The organism is Pseudoxanthomonas sp. OG2 (assembly GCF_014192765.1).
GTDB classification, from domain to species: domain Bacteria; phylum Pseudomonadota; class Gammaproteobacteria; order Xanthomonadales; family Xanthomonadaceae; genus Pseudoxanthomonas_A; species Pseudoxanthomonas_A beigongshangi.
In genome coordinates this window covers 478,450-494,529 of the sequence record NZ_JACHYM010000002.1, presented here as the reverse complement: position 1 = coordinate 494,529, position 16,080 = coordinate 478,450, and the positions used below count along the sequence as shown (strand labels likewise).

Sequence of the window (16,080 nt, the reverse complement as noted above, 5' to 3'; positions counted from 1 at the left end):
GAGGATGATATGTGTGAACACGCGCCGCGGAGAGCGCACAGCAGCGAACCACCACGCCCGCCGCGACTCGGGATGGTGGAGAAAAGGGAGCACCGTTCGATCACTGGGTTTGGAGCGCCTTCAGTGCGTCCAGCACGGCCTGGGCATGGCCGGGAACCTTGACGCCGCGCCACTCCTGGGCGAGGCGGCCGTCAGGTGAAATCAGGAAGGTGCTGCGGACCACGCCGAGCACCTTGCGGCCGTACATGTTCTTCTCGTGGATCACGTCGAAGGCCTGGCACAGCTTCTCGTCGGCATCGCTGACCAGCGGGAATTTGAAGCCCTGCTTTGTGCAGAAATTGTCGTGCGACTTGACCGAATCGCGCGACACGCCGAGCACGCCGGCATTCAATTTCTTGAACTTCGGCAGCAGCGCGTTGAAATCCAGGCCCTCGGTGGTGCAGCCGGGCGTGCTGTCCTTTGGATAGAAATACAGCACCAGCCACTGGCCGGCATGGTCGGCGAGGGTAGCGGTTTCGCCGCCGGACAGCGCCAGCGGCAGCTTGAGGGTCGCCTTGGGCAGGGCCTTGCCGATGCTGATCGCCGTCATTGTCAGAACTTCATCGGATCCATGATCGCGTCCAGGTTCAGATGGTCGCAGAATTCGAGGAAATCGTCGCGCAGCGCGGCGATGTGCATGTTGGCCGGCACCCCGATGGTCACCTGCGCCGAGAACATCTCAGCGCCGGTCTGCATGGCGCGGTAGCGGGTGCTCTGCAGGTTCTCGATGGTGATGCCCTGGCGGTCGAAGAAGTCGGCCAGCTGGAACAGGATGCCCGGCTTGTCGGCGGCCACCACTTCCACGATGTACGGCAGCAGGTTGGACTGCACGACCTTGGGACCGGTGCGGTACCAGACCAGCTTCAGGCCTTCCTCGCGCTCCAGCCGGGTCATCATCGCCTCCAGCTTGGCCACCGAGTCCCAGGAACCGGTCGCCAGCGCGGTCACCGACACGTCCCGGCCCACCGTGGACAGGCGGGCATCGACCAGATTGCAGCCACTGTCCGCGATCCGGCGCGTCACCGCCAACAGCGGGGACTCCGGATGCGTCGTATAGGCGTTGATCAGGAGGTGGTTTTCGTTCGGCGAAGGCCGGGGCGTGGGATCGGTCAAAGCGGCTTCCGGCAGGGCGGCGAGTCTGAATGGCACCCCGGGCGGGCGCCCGGCACGGGATCCAGCATACTTGCCCGCGCTTTCACGCCGCAAGTAACATCGCAGGGTGCGCGGATTCCGCGCCGCCCCTGTTCAACGAAGACGTTCAAGAAGGCAAACGCTTGTCCCTTTCCGGCAGCATTACCGCACTGGCCACGCCGTTCACGGACGCTGGCGAACTCGACCTCGACGCCTGGCGCCGACTGCTCAAACGGCAGATCGACGGCGGCACGCAGGGCGTGGTCGTCGCCGGTTCGACCGGCGAGGCGGCCGCGCTGTCGGACGAGGAATACGAGCGGCTGCTGCGCGTGGCGGTGGAAATCCTCGGCGGCCGCATTCCCGTGCTGGCCGGTACCGGGCAGATGAACACCGCCAAGACCATCGCCCAGACCCGCCGCGCGCAGGTCGCCGGCGCCGACTACGCGCTGGTGGTCACTCCGCCTTACGTGCGTCCCACCCAGGCCGGCCTGGTCGCGCATTACCGCGCGGTGGCCGAGCAGGGCGGCCTGCCGGTGGTCCTGTACAACGTGCCGGGCCGCACCGGTTGCGATCTGTTGCCGGAGACGGTGGCCCAGCTTGCGCCGCACCCGCACATCATCGGCATCAAGGAAGCCCGTTCCGAGCCCGAGCGCATGACCGCGCTGCTGGCGCTGCGCAACGACGGTTTCGTGATCCTCAGCGGCGACGATCCCACCGCCGGCCGCGCCATGCTGGCCGGTGCCGACGGACTGATCTCGGTCGGCTCCAACGCACTGCCGCGCACCTTCCGCAGGCTGTGCGATCGCGCCCGCGCCGGAGATGCCGCGGCGGTCGCCGCGCTCGACGCCGAACTCGGCGACATCTATGGCTTCCTCGGGGTGGAATCCAATCCCATCCCGGTCAAGGCGCTGCTGCAGCGCCAGGATGTCGGCAGCGGGCTGCGCCTGCCGCTGCTGCCGCTGTCCGAGGCCCACCACGACACCGCGAACCGTCTGGCCGAACAGGCGAGCCGGCTCGAAGAACAATCCAGCCGCGAAACGATCGCGGCCTGAACCCAGGAGAACACCATGCGTTTTTCGCCTTCGCTCATGCGTCCGCTCGCCCTCGCGCTGCTGGCCGTTTCCGTGGCCGGCGGCCTGTCGGGCTGCAAGTGGTTCAGCAAGAAGGGCGCCAAGGGCGACTATGCGCTGAGCCCGGAAATGCGTCCGCTGGAAGTCCCGCCGGATCTCAACCTGCCCAGCACCGCCGGCGCGATGAACCTGCCGGCCACCGCTTCGCAGGTGCAGTCGCAAGGCCAGGGCAGCGCGCCGGCCGCCGCTTCCAACACCGGTTTCAACGCCACCGGTAGCCGCGACGAGGTGTTCACCAAGGTCGGCGACGCGCTCGGTGGTATCGAAGGCGTGACCATCGCCAGCCGCGCGCAGCTGCTGGGCACCTACGACGTGAACTACGAAGGCAGCAACTTCCTGGTGCGCGTGGTCGGTGTCCAGGCCGGCGCCTATGTCTCGGCCGTGGATCCGCGTGGCCTGCCCGCGCAGGGTGACGCGCCGACCAAGCTGATCGCCGCGCTCAAGGCCAAGCTCGGCAACTGAGCCCGGGCATCGCCTGAAACGGAAAAGGCGCCGCAAGGCGCCTTTTTCATGCCCGTCGCGCGCGGCGCGGGGCGGATTCGCCGGCGTGCCGGCGCGTGGCGATCAACGTTCCAGCAGCGGCAGCTTGCCGGGCTTGCCTTCCCATTCCTTGGCGTCGGGCAGCGGTTCCTTGCGGGTGGTGATCACCGGCCAGGCCCGCGACAGCTCCGCGTTCAACTGCACGTAGTTTTCCTGCCCGGCGGGGACGTCGTCCTCCGGATAGATCGCGTTGATCGGGCATTCCGGTTCGCACAGCGTGCAGTCGATGCACTCATCGGGATCGATCACCAGGAAGTTCGGACCCTCGTGGAAACAATCCACCGGGCAGACTTCCACGCAATCGGTGTACTTGCATTTGATGCAGTTCTCGGTGACGACGAAGGGCATTGGCAGAACATCAAAACGGAAAACCCGACAAGTTTAATGCAACGCACTCATCCGGATGACATTGATTGCGTTTTGCGTCCCTGGAGCGTCGCCGGACTCCCGGTCCGGCATGGAGTGGTGCCGGGCAAGCGCAGGAAGCGGGCGGCGGATACGGGTGTCGACAGGCCAGCGCGGGCGCCGATTCGTTCCGTTTCTTGCGAGCCGATGCGGTCTGGAAGCCCTATTGTCTCGAAATTGGAACAGCCCATTGGCCGGCGGCCCGTTTATCCTGCGCGGGCGGAACCACATCCTTTCGCCAACGTTTCCCGTGGAGGTTCCCCGATGATCACCCTGCGTCCGGCCGCCGAGCGCGGCCACGCCAACCATGGCTGGCTGGATTCCTGGCACAGCTTCTCGTTCGCCGGCTATTACGACGACAACCACGTGCACTGGGGCCCGCTGCGGGTCCTCAACGAGGATCGCGTGGAAGCCGGGCGCGGTTTCGGCCAGCACGGGCACCGCGACATGGAAATCATCAGCTACGTGCTGGAAGGCGCATTGGGCCACAAGGATTCGATGGGCAACGCGTCCAGCATCGTGCCGGGCGACGTGCAGCGGATGAGCGCCGGCACCGGCGTGCAGCATTCGGAATTCAATTACAGCGAATCCGGCACCACCCATTTCCTGCAGATCTGGATCATCCCGGACCGCCAGGGCATACCGCCTTCCTATGAGCAGAAGGCGTTTTCCGCCCAGGAAAAGCAGGGCCACCTGCGCCTGATCGCCAGCCCGGACGGCGCGGACGGTTCGGTGGGCATCCATCAGGACGCGCGCGTCTACGCCGGCCTGTTCGACGGCGACGAGAAAGCCGAACTGCGCCTGGCCGAGGGCCGGCTCGGGTACGTACATGTCGCCCGCGGCGAGCTGACCGTCAATGGTCATGCGCTGGCGGCCGGCGATGCCCTGCTGTACGACGGCGAGCCGCTGGTCACCGTCGCCGGCGGCCGCAGCGCGGAAGTGCTGGTGTTCGATCTGCCGAGGATCTGATCAGGGAATCTGCTCGGGGAGGCCGGGCCGGACCGCGGCTGGCATCGCGCCATCCGCGGCGCCCGGGCGGAAGTGGGATAATGCCGGGCGACCGCTCCAGCCCCGTTTCCACTTGCCCGGACATTCCCGCTCCATGTCGCACCGTCACTGGGTGGCCGCGTCCATCCGCAGGATCGAAGCCGATTTCAACCGTTCGGCCGACACCCACCTGATTCCGCTGTCGCTGCCGGGCTATCCGGACATCGATTTCTATTTCAAGGACGAATCCAGCCATCCCACCGGCAGCCTCAAGCACCGGCTGGCGCGCTCGCTGTTCCTGTACGCGCTCGCCAACGGCTGGCTGCGCGAGGGCGCGCCGGTCATCGAGGCGTCCAGCGGATCCACGGCGGTGTCGGAGGCCTACTTCGCGCGCCTGCTCGGCTTGCCGTTCATCGCGGTGATTCCGGCCAGCACTTCGCCGGAGAAAATCGCCGCGATCGAATTCCAGGGCGGTCGCTGCCACCTGATCGAACGCGCCTGCGATCTCGACGATGCCTCGCGCCAGCTCGCGCGGGAGACCGGCGGGCATTTCATGGATCAGTTCACCTACGCCGAGCGCGCCACCGACTGGCGTGCCAACAACAACATCGCCGAATCGATTTTCAAGCAGATGGCGGCCGAACCGCACCCGGTGCCGGCCTGGATCGTCTGCAGCCCCGGTACCGGCGGCACCGCCGCCACCCTCGGCCGCTATGTGCGCTACCGCCAGCACGCCACCGACATCCTGTGCGCGGATCCGGAAATCTCGATGTTCTACGACGGCTACCGGGAAGCACTGGCCGGCCGGCCGTGGCGCGAGCTGTCCAGCACCGGCGGTTCGCGCATCGAGGGCATCGGCCGGCCACGGGTGGAAGCCAGCTTCCTGCCCAGTTGCGTGGACGCGATGGTCAAGGTGCCGGACGCGCTGTCGCTGGCGGCGATGCGCGAGGTCAGCGCGCGGCTGGGACGCCGGGTCGGCGGTTCCACCGGCACCAACTTCGTCGGCGTGCTGTGGGCAGCGCAGCGGATGAAACAGGCTGGACGCGCGGGTTCGATCGTGACCATCCTGTGCGATGCCGGCGAGCGCTACGCGCACAGCTACTACGCCCCGGCGTGGTACGCGGACAACGGCATCGAGGTGAGCGGCAGCGATGCGGCGATCGCCGCCGCCACCGCCGGCGGGGAGCTGCCGGATCTGCCCTGGACGGCGCAGGCCGCGGCCTGAACGACATCGCGCCGGCGCGGGCGCACGCTTGCATCCGCCCCGGTCGCCTCCACTCTGGCAGGATACTTCCGCCTTCCGACGGCTGATTCCAGGAGCCCCGACGTGACCCTTCCGCTGCTCGATTTTTCCGGCCTGCCGCGTTTCGACGCGATCAAACCCGATCAGATCACGCCCGCCATCGACCAGTTGCTGGCCGAGGCGGACGCGGCGGTGAAGCGGGCCGAAACGATCGCGCCGGTGAGCTGGGAGAGCTTCGTGGTGCCGCTGGACGACGCCACCGAGCGGCTGTACCGGGCCTGGGGCCAGGTCGCCCACCTGCAGGCCGTGGTCAACACGCCGGAACTGCGCGAGGCCTACAACGCCAACCTGCCCAAGGTCACCCGATTCGGCAGCGCGCTGGGGCAGAACCTGGCGCTGTACGCGCAATACAAGGCACTGGCGCAGTCGCCCGAAGCGAAGGATTACGACGCCGCGCGGCGCAAGGCGCTGGAAAACGCGTTGCGCGATTTCCGCCTCGGCGGCGCCGAACTGGACGAGGCCGGCAAGGCCCGCTTCACCGCCATCCGCGAGGAACTGTCGGCGTTGGCGGCGAAGTTCTCCAACAACGTGCTGGACGCGACCGATGCGTGGGCGCTCTACGTCGAAGACGAATCGCGGCTGGCGGGCCTGCCGGCCGACGTGCTGGCGGCCGCCCGTGCGCAGGCGGAAAAGGACGGGCGCGCCGGCTGGAAGTTGACCCTGCAGATGCCGTGCTACCTGCCGGTGCAGACCTATGCCGAGGATCGTGGCCTGCGCGAACAGCTCTACCGCGCCAGCGCCGTGCGCGCCTCCGAACTGGGCGACGACGCCGGGCTCGACAACAGCGCGCTGATCGATCGCATCCTGGCGCTGCGCACCGAACTGGCGGCGTTGCTCGGGTTCGCCAGCTACGCGGACTATTCGGTCGCCACCAAGATGGCCGACAGTCCGCAGGCGGTGCTGGCGTTCCTGCGCGATCTCGGCGCACGCGCGCTGCCGCACGCGCGGCGCGATCGCGCGGAACTGGAGGCGTTCGCCAGGGACGAGCTCGGACTGGACGATCTGCAGGCCTGGGATCTGGCCTGGGCCAGCGAGAAGCTCAAGCAGGCGCGCTACAGCTATTCCGGGCAGGAAGTGAAGCAATACTTCACCGAGCCGAAGGTACTGGCCGGCCTGTTCGATCTCATCCATGCGCTGTACGGCCTGCGGGTCGAACCGGACCAGGCGCCGACCTGGCATCCGGACGTGCGCTTCTACCGGCTGGTCGGCGACGATGGCCAACTGGTCGGCCAGTTCTATCTCGATCTCTACGCCCGCGAGGGCAAGCGCGGCGGCGCCTGGATGGACGATGGCCGCAACCGCCGCGAGCGCGGCGCGGGGCAGGGCGCGCAGACGCCTCTGGTGTACCTGGTCTGCAACTTCGGCCGTGGCGCCGAGGGCAAGCCGGCCACCTTCAGCCACAACGAGGTCACCACGCTGTTCCATGAAATGGGCCATGGCCTGCACCAGTTGCTGACCGCGATCGGCGAGCTGGCGGTCGCCGGCATCAACGGCGTGGAATGGGACGCGGTGGAGCTGCCCAGCCAGTTCATGGAGAACTTTTGCTGGGAGTGGGAGCGCGTGCGGGCGATGACCGCGCATGTGGACACCGGCGCACCGCTGCCGCGCGATCTGTTCGATCGGATGCTGGCGGCGAAGAACTTCCAGAGCGGCATGGCGACCGTGCGCCAACTGGAGTTCGGCCTGTTCGACATGCTGCTGCACGCCGGCGGCCTGGATCCGGCCGGCGACAGCGTGCTGGCGCTGCTGGAACGCGTGCGCGACGAGATCGCGGTGAACCGGCCGCCGAGCTGGAACCGCTTTCCGCACCAGTTCAGCCACATCTTCGCCGGCGGCTACGCCGCCGGTTACTACAGCTACAAATGGGCCGAGGTGCTGAGCGCCGACGCCTACGCCGCGTTCGAGGAAACCCCGGGGCAACTGGCCGAAACCGGCGCGCGTTTCCGCCGGGAAGTGCTGGGACGGGGCGGCAGCCGCGGGGCGGCCGAGAACTTCCGCGCATTCCGCGGGCGCGAGCCACGCATCGACGCGCTGCTGCGGCACAGCGGCATGGGCTAGGCGAGGGGAACGGCCGGCGGGTGTGCGGACGGAAAAGCCGCCGCCGGCGCCTCGGGAGCGGGTCCGCGAGGTGACTTCAGCCGGAATGGCGCTCCCTAGGGGACTCGAACCCCTGTTTTAGCCTTGAGAGGGCCACGTCCTAACCACTAGACGAAGGGAGCGTTTGGGTGATGCCGGCGAAGCGCATTAGTATAGGCGGCTACCCCGGCGTTCGGCAATCGCCCGCCCCGGGGCACGAGACCACCTGACGGAACCGCCACCATTACCCCGAACACCGCCCTGCGCATCATTCCCCGCGACCAGCACCCGATCTCGCGCAAGGACATCAGTCCCAATGCCCTGCGCGTGCTGTACCGGCTGCGCGATGCGGGCTTCGCCGGCTATCTGGTCGGCGGCGCCGTGCGCGACCTGCTGGTCGGCGGGCATCCCAAGGACTTCGACGTCGCCACCGACGCCACCCCGGAGCAGGTCAAGCAGTTGTTCCGCAACTGCCGCCTGATCGGCCGCCGGTTCCGGCTGGCGCACGTGGTGTTCGGCAGCGAGATCATCGAGGTCGCCACCTTCCGCGCCAACAGCGACGATGGCAGCGGCGATCGCGAAATGGAGAACGGCCGGCTGGTCCGCGACAACGTCTACGGCACCGTCGAGGACGACGCGGTGCGCCGCGACTTCACCGCCAACGCGCTGTACTACGCCATCGAGGATTTCTCGGTACGCGATTACGTTGGCGGATTCGAGGATGTGCAGGCGCGCACGTTGCGGTTGATCGGCGATCCCGAGCAGCGTTACCGCGAGGATCCGGTGCGCATGCTGCGCGCGGTGCGGCTGGCGGCCAAGCTGGATTTCTCGATCGAGACGGCGACCGCCGAACCGATCGCGCGGCTGGCCTCGCTGCTGTCCGACGCGGCGCCCGCGCGCCTGTTCGAGGAAATCCTCAAACTGTTCCTGTCCGGCCACGCGGTGGCCAGCTTCGAGGGCCTGGAACGGTTCGGCCTGCTCGCCGTGCTGCTGCCGGAAACCGCGGCGGCGCTGGCTTCCAATCGCAGCGGAGCGCTGCGGCGCATGCTGATCGAGGGCCTGGCCGGCACCGATCGACGGGTGGCCAACGACGAGCCGGTGTCGCCGGCGTTCCTGTTCGCACTGCTGCTGTGGCCGGCGTACTGCCGCGCCCTGATGGCGCTGCAGGCGCAGGGCGTGCACGCGGAGGAGGCGCAGCGCCGCGCCGCCGATCGGGTGACCCTGCACCAGCTCAACACGGTCGCGCTGCCGCGCCGGTTCTCGCTGCCGATGCAGGAGATCTGGCTGCTGCAGACCCGCTTCGGCAACCGCCAGCGCAAGCGGGTCATGCGCCTGCTGACCCATCCACGCTTCCGCGCCGCGTTCGATTTCCTGGTGCTGCGCCTGTCCGCGTCCAGCGAACACGCCGAGGACGTGGCGTTCTGGCGCGAAGCGCAGGCGCAGTCGCCCGAGGCGCTGGCCAGCGCGCTGGTGTCCGCCGCCGGCAACCCGGACGAGGAGGGCGGTCCACAGGGCCGTCGTCGTCGCCGTCGCCGTCGCCGCAGCAGCGCCGCCTCGCCGGAATGAACTGGCCGAGATGACAGCGCCGGGCGAGGCGTTCGTCGGCCTGGGCGCGAACCTGGGGGATGCCCGGGCCACCCTGCTGGCCGCCGCCGCGCGCCTGGCGTGGCTGCCGGACACCGAATGCGTGGCGGTGTCGCGGCTCTACCGCACGCCGGCCTGGGGCCTGGAGGCGCAGCCGGACTTCATCAATGCGGTGGCGATGCTGCGTACTTCGCTGGAACCGCTGGCGCTGCTGGAACACCTGCTGGCGATCGAACGCGAGTTCGGCAGGGATCGCGCCCGCGAACAGCGCTGGGGACCGCGGCGCCTGGATCTGGACCTGCTGTTGTTCGGCGATCGGGTGCTGGACGTGCCCGGCCTGCAACTGCCGCATCCACGCCTGCACGAGCGCGCCTTCGCGCTGGTGCCGTTGCTGGAACTGGCGCCGGACATCCGGATTCCGGGCGTCGGTTACGCGCGGGATGCAGTGTCCGGCCTGGAAAGCTCGAATATCCAGCCGTTATGAGCGGATAATGCATCCCCATGAGCACTCACGCCGATAGCAAGCCCTGGACCGTTCCCGCCCTGGCCGAGGCCAAGCGGGACGGACGCAAGCTGGTCATGCTGACCGCCTACGACGCCGGTTTCGCCCGGGTCTTCGATGCCAACGGCGCCGACCTGATCCTGGTCGGTGATTCGCTGGGCATGGTGGTGCAGGGGCATGACTCGACCCTGCCGGTGACCACTTCCGATATCGCCTACCACACTGCAGCGGTGGCGCGCGGACTGAACCGCGCGCTGCTGATCAGCGATCTGCCGTTCCAGTCCGACGCCACACCCGAACGCGCGCTGGACGCCTCCATCGCGCTGCTGCAGGCCGGTGCCGAGATGGTCAAACTGGAAGGCGCGGGCCATAAGCTGGACGTGATCCGCTTCCTGAGCGAGCGCGACATTCCGGTCTGCGCGCACCTGGGCCTGACCCCGCAGTCGGTGCTCAAGTTCGGCGGCTACAAGGTGCAGGGCCGTGACGAAGCCGCCGCCGCGCGCCTGCGCGCCGATGCGCGCGCGGTGGCCGAGGCCGGCGCGGCGCTGCTGGTGCTGGAATGCGTGCCGTCGGCGCTGGCCGCGTCCATCACCGCGGACATCGCCATCCCGACCATCGGCATCGGCGCCGGCCCGGGCTGCGACGGGCAGGTGCTGGTGCTGCACGATTTCCTCGGCCTGGACACCGGCCATCGCCGGCCCAAGTTCGTCAAGGATTTCCTGGCCGGAGGCGGTTCGATCGCCGGCGCCGTGCGCGCCTATGCCGACGCGGTGCGCGACGGCAGCTTCCCCGACGCCAGCCACTCCTACTGAGCCGCGCACCGCGCGGCGATCCAGCGGACTTCTGCGGACAACTTCATGCTAGAAACCATCACCGAACTGCACGATCTGCGCGCCCGCGTCAGGCAATGGAAACGCGAGGGCCTGAAAGTCGCGCTGGTGCCGACGATGGGCAACCTGCATGCCGGCCATTACTCGCTGGTCATGCTGGCGCGGCAGTATGCCGACCGCGTGGTGTCCAGCGTGTTCGTCAATCCGACCCAGTTCGGTCCCAACGAGGACTTCACCCGTTACCCGCGCACGCCGGAAGCGGACATGAGCGGTCTGGAAGGCGCGGGCTGCGATGTCCTGTGGCTGCCCACGGTGGAATCGATGTATCCGTTCGGCGTGGAACTGGCGGCCAAGGTGCACGTGCCCGGTGTCAGCAGCCTGCTGGAAGGCGCGCATCGCCCCGGCCATTTCGATGGCGTGTGCACGGTGGTGACCCGCCTGTTCAACCAGGTGCAGCCCGATCTGGCCGCATTCGGCAAGAAGGACTACCAGCAACTGGCGGTGATCCGGCAGATGGTGGCGGACCTGGCGTTTCCGATCGAGCTGCTGGCCGGCAGCATCGTGCGCGAGAGCGACGGGCTGGCGATGAGCTCGCGCAACCAGTACCTGTCGGCCGACGAGCGCCCGCGCGCCGCCGAAATCCGCCGCGTCCTGACCGCGATGCGCGACGGCGTCGTCGCCGGCCGCCCGCGCGTGGAGGTCGAGGACACCGCCGCCCGCCACCTGGCGGACAACGGTTTCGCGGTGGACTACACCACGGTGCGCCGGCCCGACCTGAGCGAGCCGGTCGACGGCGAAGCCGGTCCCCGGGTCGCGCTGGTCGCCGCGCGCCTGGGCCGGACCCGGCTGATCGACAACCTGGAATGGTGAACGCGGCGCCTGCCGCCCGCTTCGCCTCCCGCGCGGCGCCTCCCGCCGCATGCACGTCGGCCGCCCGCGGCCGCTGCTAAACTTCCGCTTCCTCCGTGGTCCGTTCCCCCCGCCATGCAACTCAGCCTGCTCAAGACCAAGATCCACCGCGCCACCGTCACCCACGCCGAACTGAACTATGAAGGCTCGATCGCCATCGACGGCCTGCTGCTGGACGCCAGCGGCATCCGCGAGTTCGAGCAGGTGCACATCTGGGATGTCACCAACGGCGCGCGTTTCTCCACCTACGCCATCCGCGCCGACGAGGGCAGCGGGATCATCTCGCTCAACGGCGGCGCCGCGCGCCACGTGCAGATCGGCGACCTGATCATCATCGCCGCGTTCGCCGGCATGAGCGAGGAGGAAGCCGAGCGCTTCCAGCCCAAGCTGATCTACGTGGACGGCAGCAACAGGATCACCCACACCAACCACAGCATTCCCAAGCAGGCCGCATGAGCCAGACACCGGGTTTCGACGCACTGCAGTCCCACGCCGCGCGCCTGCGCGGGCAATCGCTGCCGGCGCTGCTGGCGCAGGATCCCGCGCGCGCCAACGACTTCGCCCTGCGCCACGGCCCGCTGTACTTCAACTTCGCCCGCCAGGGCTATGACCGCGAGGCGCTGTCCGCGCTGGTCGCACTCGGCGAATCGCGCGATCTGAAAGGGGCGTTCCGGCGCCTGTTCGATGGCGAGAAGGTCAACGTCACCGAAGGCCGCGCCGCGCTGCATACCGCGCTGCGTGGCAATCACTCCGGTGCCGCCGCCGCGCGCGAGGCATTCGCCACCGCCAGCGCGGTGCGCGAGCGCATGGTCGCGCTGATCGCGGATCTGGAAGCCAGCGACGTCACCGATATCGTCAGCGTCGGCATCGGTGGTTCCGACCTGGGCCCGCGGCTGGTCGCCGATGCGTTGCGCGGACCGCTGCCGGGCCGCTTCCGCGTGCACTTCCTGTCCAACGTCGACGGTGCCGCCGCCCAGCGCGTGCTGGCGCCGCTGGATCCGCGCAAGACCGCGGCAATCCTGATTTCCAAAACCTTCGGCACCCAGGAAACCCTGCTCAACGGCGGCATCCTGCGCGACTGGCTGGGCAGCAGCGAGGGCCTGTACGCGGTCAGCGCCAATCCGGAGCGCGCCGCCGCCGCGTTCGCGATCGACGCGGCACGGGTGCTGCCGATGTGGGACTGGGTGGGTGGCCGCTACTCGCTGTGGTCGGCGGTGGGCCTGCCGATCGCGCTGGCCATCGGCTTCGAGCGCTTCGAGGCGCTGCTGTCCGGCGCATCGGATTTCGACGCGCATGTACTGAACACCGCGCCCGCCGACAACATCGCGGTACGCCACGCGCTGACCGCGATCTGGAACCGCAATGCGCTAGGCCACGCCGCGCACGGCGTGATGACCTACGACCAGCGCCTGGCACTGCTGCCGGCCTACCTGCAGCAACTGGTGATGGAGAGCCTGGGCAAGTCGGTGAAACTCGACGGCAGCCCGGTCGGCGTGGATACCGTGCCGGTGTGGTGGGGCGGTGCAGGCACCGACGTGCAGCACAGTTTCTTCCAGGCGTTGCACCAGGGCACCGGCATCGTGCCGCTGGATTTCGTCGGCACCATCCGCAACGACGATCCGTATGCCGAGAACCACCTGGCGCTGATGTCCAACCTGCTGGCGCAGACCGAGGCGCTGGCGAACGGGCAGGGCAGCGAGGATCCGCACCGCGCGTATCCGGGCAGCCGCCCGAGCACGCTGATCCTGCTCGATGCGCTGACCCCGCAGACCCTGGGCGGCCTGATCGCCATGTACGAACACAGCGTCTACGCGCAGTCGGTGCTGTGGGGCATCAACGCCTTCGATCAGTTCGGCGTCGAACTGGGCAAGCAACTGGCCAACGGCCTGCTGCCAGCACTTAAGGGCGAAGCGCAGGCCGACGACCCGGTCACCCGCGTACTGCTGGACGAGTTGCGCAAGCGCGGTTGATTTCTCCGCGGCGACCTTCTGTCTTGTGGGAGCGACGTCAGTCGCTCTGGATGTCCGATTCGCGACTGACGTCGCTCCCACAGGGCATGCCGGCTCATTGCACCCCATGCCGCCGCAGCGCCCACGCCACGTGCTCGCGCACCAGCGGCGATGGATCCTCGCGGCGCGAAGCCAATGCCGCCAGCACGTCCGGCGTGGCCGGCGCATTGCCCAGCGCGACGGCGATGTTGCGCAGCCAGCGCTCATGGCCGCTGCGGCGGATCGCCGAACCTTCCGTGCGGCGCAGGAATTCGGCTTCGTCCCAGGCGAACAACTGCGGCAGCGTCGCGGTATCCAGATCGTTGCGGGCGCGGAAATCCGGTTCGTCGTGGCGCTTGGCGAACTTGTTCCAGGGACAGACCAGCTGGCAGTCGTCGCAACCGAAGATGCGGTTGCCCATCGGCACGCGCAGATCCTCGGGAATCGCGCCGTCGTGCTCGATGGTCAGGTAGGAAATGCAGCGCCGCGCGTCGAGACGATACGGCGCGGTGATCGCGTCGGTCGGGCAGATGTCGATGCAGCGCGTGCAGGTGCCGCAGTGCGCGCTGGCGGGCGCGTCAATCGGCAGCGGCAGGTCGACGTAGATTTCACCGAGGAAGAACCAGGAGCCGCCATCCTTGTCGATGAGACAGGTGTGCTTGCCGATCCAGCCGAGCCCGGCGTTGCGCGCTAGCGCGCGTTCCAGCACCGGCGCCGAATCCACGAACACGCGATGGCCGAACGCGCCGACTTCCTGCTGCAGGCGTTCGGCCAGCCGCTGCAGGCGATTGCGCATCAGCTTGTGGTAGTCGCGTCCCAGCGCGTAGCGGGCCACATAGGCGCGTTCGCCGTCGGCCAGCGTCCGCCAGGCGTCGTCACTGTCGTTGCGGCCGTAATCCAGTCCCACCGAAATCACCCGCAGGGTGCCGGGCAGGAGTTCCTGCGGCCGGCTGCGCAGGTCGCCGTGGCGCGCCATCCAGTCCATCGACCCGTACAAGCCCTGCGCCAGCCAGTCGCGCAGATGGGCCTCGTCCTCTCCCAGTTCGACACCGGCGATGCCGCAGCGCTGGAAGCCGAACTCGCGCGCCAGCCCGCGCACCCGCGCGGCGAGCGCGGCGGGATCCGGAAGCGTGGCGGGCGCGGTGGCAGGCATGCGACAAGTATAGAATCGCCCGCATGTCCGGCAGCTTTCCCCTGTACGACACCGCCGCCGCGCGCGACCTGGACGCGCGCGCCACCGTCCGCCTGGGCGGCGACCCGCATGTCCTGATGCTGCGGGCGGGGCAGGCGGCCTGGCGGCACCTGCGGGATCACTGGCCGCGGGCCCAGCGCCTGGTGGTGGTGTGCGGACCCGGCAACAACGGCGGAGACGGCTACGTGCTGGCGCAACTGGCGCAGCGCTCCGGGCACGTGGTCACGGTGGTGCACCTGGACGAGCACGTGCCGCGCACGCCGTCCAGCCAGCGCGCCTGCACCGACTACATCGCCGCGGGCGGGCGCATCGCACTTCATGGCGGTGGACCGCTGCCGCCCGCCGATGTGGTGGTCGACGCCTTGTTCGGCATCGGCCTGTCGCGTGCGCCGGATGCGGGTTCCGCGCGCCTGATCGAGGCGATCAACGCGCAGGGCGCGCCGGTGTTAGCGCTCGATGTTCCCAGCGGCGTGGATGCCGATCGCGGACACGTGCCCGGCGTGGCGGTGGTGGCCTCGCGCACGTTGCAGTTCATTGCCGAGCACGTGGGACTGCGCACCGGCCAGGCGCTGGAATACACCGGCGCGTGCGCGCTGGACGAACTCGAAGTCGATGACGAAACCTTCGCCGGCGTCCCCGCCGCCGCCAACGGCCTGGGCGCGGAAGCGCTCGCGCGCTGGCTGTTGCCGCGCCGGCGCAATACCCACAAGGGCGAGTCCGGCCGGGTGCTGTGCATCGGCGGTGATCACGGCAGCGGTGGCGCCATCGCGTTGTGCGCGGAAGCGGCGCTGCGTGCCGGCGCCGGCCTGCTCCGCGTCGCCACCCGTGAACGCCACGTCGCGCCCCTGCTGGCGCGACGGCCGGAAGCGATGGTGCGCGCGGTCGAATCCGGCGAGGAACTGGCGCCGCTGCTGCCGCAGGCCGATGTCGTCGCGCTTGGCCCCGGACTGGGGCAGGAGGACTGGGGACGCGGGCTGTTCGAACTGGTGCTGCGCGCGCAACCGCCCTGCGTGCTGGATGCCGATGCCCTGAACCTGCTGGCCGCGTATCCGCACGAACTGCGCGACGCGATCCTGACCCCGCATCCCGGTGAAGCGGCGCGCCTGCTGGGCGTGGAGACGCACGAGGTGCAGCAGGATCGCTTCGCCGCCGCGGGCGCGCTGGCGGAGCGCCATCGCGCGGTGATTGTGCTGAAGGGCGCCGGCACGATCGTCGCTGCGCGGGGCGAAATTCCCTGCGTGCTGGATGCCGGCAACCCGGGCATGGCCGTAGGCGGCATGGGCGATGTGCTGACCGGCATCATCGCGGCGTTGCGCGCGCAGGGACTGCCCGCGTTCGACGCCGCGCGCGCAGGCGCGCTGCTGCATTCGCTGGCGGGCGACGTCGCCGCGGCGGAAGGCGAACGCGGCCTGCTGCCTTCGGATCTGATGCCGATCGTGCGGCGGCTTGCCAATCCCTGAGCGT

Annotated in this window: 15 protein-coding genes, 1 tRNA gene and 1 pseudogene; 12 read left to right on the top strand and 5 right to left on the bottom strand. The window is 68.9% G+C overall.

Annotation, left to right across the window (positions count from 1 at the left end; translation table 11 throughout):
- Positions 1–100 precede the first annotated feature (100 nt).
- Together FHW78_RS15305 and FHW78_RS15300 are read right to left on the bottom strand one after the other, a co-directional pair.
- Positions 101–589 carry a peroxiredoxin gene (locus FHW78_RS15305; protein WP_183642500.1) on the bottom strand — a complete coding sequence of 163 codons (489 nt, stop codon included), beginning with the start codon at positions 587–589 and terminating at the stop codon, positions 101–103.
- A 2-nt stretch (positions 590–591) separates the two neighbouring features.
- Positions 592–1,152: a glycine cleavage system protein R gene (locus tag FHW78_RS15300; protein WP_141453362.1), complete on the bottom strand. Its 561-nt coding sequence runs from the start codon at positions 1,150–1,152 to the stop codon at positions 592–594.
- A 161-nt stretch (positions 1,153–1,313) separates the two neighbouring features.
- Here FHW78_RS15300 and dapA point away from each other — a divergent pair, with 161 nt between their 5' ends.
- Both dapA and FHW78_RS15290 read left to right on the top strand, forming a co-directional pair.
- Complete coding sequence (gene dapA / locus FHW78_RS15295; RefSeq protein WP_183642497.1) at positions 1,314–2,222, top strand: 4-hydroxy-tetrahydrodipicolinate synthase; 909 nt, start codon at positions 1,314–1,316, stop codon at positions 2,220–2,222.
- A 15-nt stretch (positions 2,223–2,237) separates the two neighbouring features.
- Positions 2,238–2,762, top strand: a complete 525-nt coding sequence (locus FHW78_RS15290) for a hypothetical protein (RefSeq protein ID WP_183642495.1) — start codon at positions 2,238–2,240, stop codon at positions 2,760–2,762.
- 102 nt (positions 2,763–2,864) lie between these two features.
- On the opposite strand, the gene fdxA is transcribed toward FHW78_RS15290, so the two are convergent.
- Positions 2,865–3,188 (bottom strand): ferredoxin FdxA, encoded by a 324-nt coding sequence (fdxA, locus tag FHW78_RS15285; RefSeq protein ID WP_141453356.1) that lies wholly within the window; start codon positions 3,186–3,188, stop codon positions 2,865–2,867.
- A 321-nt stretch (positions 3,189–3,509) separates the two neighbouring features.
- On the opposite strand from fdxA, the gene FHW78_RS15280 reads away from it, so the two are divergent.
- The 3 genes from FHW78_RS15280 to FHW78_RS15270 all read left to right on the top strand — a co-directional run bounded on the left by FHW78_RS15280 (position 3,510) and on the right by FHW78_RS15270 (position 7,593).
- Positions 3,510–4,214, top strand: a complete 705-nt coding sequence (locus FHW78_RS15280) for a pirin family protein (protein WP_183642492.1) — start codon at positions 3,510–3,512, stop codon at positions 4,212–4,214.
- Positions 4,215–4,347: 133 nt separating this feature from the next.
- The gene (locus tag FHW78_RS15275; RefSeq protein ID WP_183642489.1) at positions 4,348–5,457 is read left to right on the top strand and encodes a PLP-dependent cysteine synthase family protein; all 1,110 of its coding nucleotides are present in this window, start codon (positions 4,348–4,350) and stop codon (positions 5,455–5,457) included.
- A gap of 102 nt (positions 5,458–5,559) precedes the next feature.
- Positions 5,560–7,593 carry a M3 family metallopeptidase gene (locus FHW78_RS15270; RefSeq protein ID WP_183642487.1) on the top strand — a complete coding sequence of 678 codons (2,034 nt, stop codon included), beginning with the start codon at positions 5,560–5,562 and terminating at the stop codon, positions 7,591–7,593.
- An 86-nt stretch (positions 7,594–7,679) separates the two neighbouring features.
- On the opposite strand, the gene FHW78_RS15265 is transcribed toward FHW78_RS15270, so the two are convergent.
- Positions 7,680–7,754, bottom strand: a tRNA-Glu gene (locus FHW78_RS15265).
- 118 nt (positions 7,755–7,872) lie between these two features.
- Here FHW78_RS15265 and pcnB point away from each other — a divergent pair.
- The 6 genes and pseudogenes from pcnB to pgi all read left to right on the top strand — a co-directional run.
- Positions 7,873–9,177, top strand: a pseudogene (gene pcnB / locus FHW78_RS15260) (polynucleotide adenylyltransferase PcnB); the annotation flags it as partial.
- A gap of 10 nt (positions 9,178–9,187) precedes the next feature.
- Entirely contained in the window at positions 9,188–9,679 is a 492-nt protein-coding gene (gene folK / locus FHW78_RS15255; RefSeq protein ID WP_183642484.1) for a 2-amino-4-hydroxy-6-hydroxymethyldihydropteridine diphosphokinase, read from the top strand.
- Between the two features lie 17 nt (positions 9,680–9,696).
- The gene (gene panB, locus FHW78_RS15250; protein ID WP_183642481.1) at positions 9,697–10,509 is read left to right on the top strand and encodes a 3-methyl-2-oxobutanoate hydroxymethyltransferase; all 813 of its coding nucleotides are present in this window, start codon (positions 9,697–9,699) and stop codon (positions 10,507–10,509) included.
- A gap of 45 nt (positions 10,510–10,554) precedes the next feature.
- A complete protein-coding gene (gene panC / locus FHW78_RS15245) occupies positions 10,555–11,397 on the top strand; it encodes a pantoate--beta-alanine ligase (protein ID WP_183642476.1) in 843 nt (280 codons plus the stop codon).
- Positions 11,398–11,511: 114 nt separating this feature from the next.
- Entirely contained in the window at positions 11,512–11,892 is a 381-nt protein-coding gene (gene panD, locus FHW78_RS15240; RefSeq protein ID WP_141453346.1) for an aspartate 1-decarboxylase, read from the top strand.
- A complete protein-coding gene (gene pgi, locus FHW78_RS15235) occupies positions 11,889–13,406 on the top strand; it encodes a glucose-6-phosphate isomerase (RefSeq protein ID WP_183642474.1) in 1,518 nt (505 codons plus the stop codon). The genes panD and pgi overlap by 4 nt, the downstream gene beginning before the upstream one ends.
- A 94-nt stretch (positions 13,407–13,500) precedes the next feature.
- On the opposite strand, the gene queG is transcribed toward pgi, so the two are convergent.
- Positions 13,501–14,577 (bottom strand): tRNA epoxyqueuosine(34) reductase QueG, encoded by a 1,077-nt coding sequence (gene queG, locus FHW78_RS15230; RefSeq protein WP_183642471.1) that lies wholly within the window; start codon positions 14,575–14,577, stop codon positions 13,501–13,503.
- 23 nt (positions 14,578–14,600) lie between these two features.
- Here queG and FHW78_RS15225 point away from each other — a divergent pair, with 23 nt between their 5' ends.
- Complete coding sequence (locus tag FHW78_RS15225) at positions 14,601–16,076, top strand: NAD(P)H-hydrate dehydratase (protein WP_183642469.1); 1,476 nt, start codon at positions 14,601–14,603, stop codon at positions 16,074–16,076.
- The last annotated feature ends 4 nt before the right edge of the window (positions 16,077–16,080 follow it).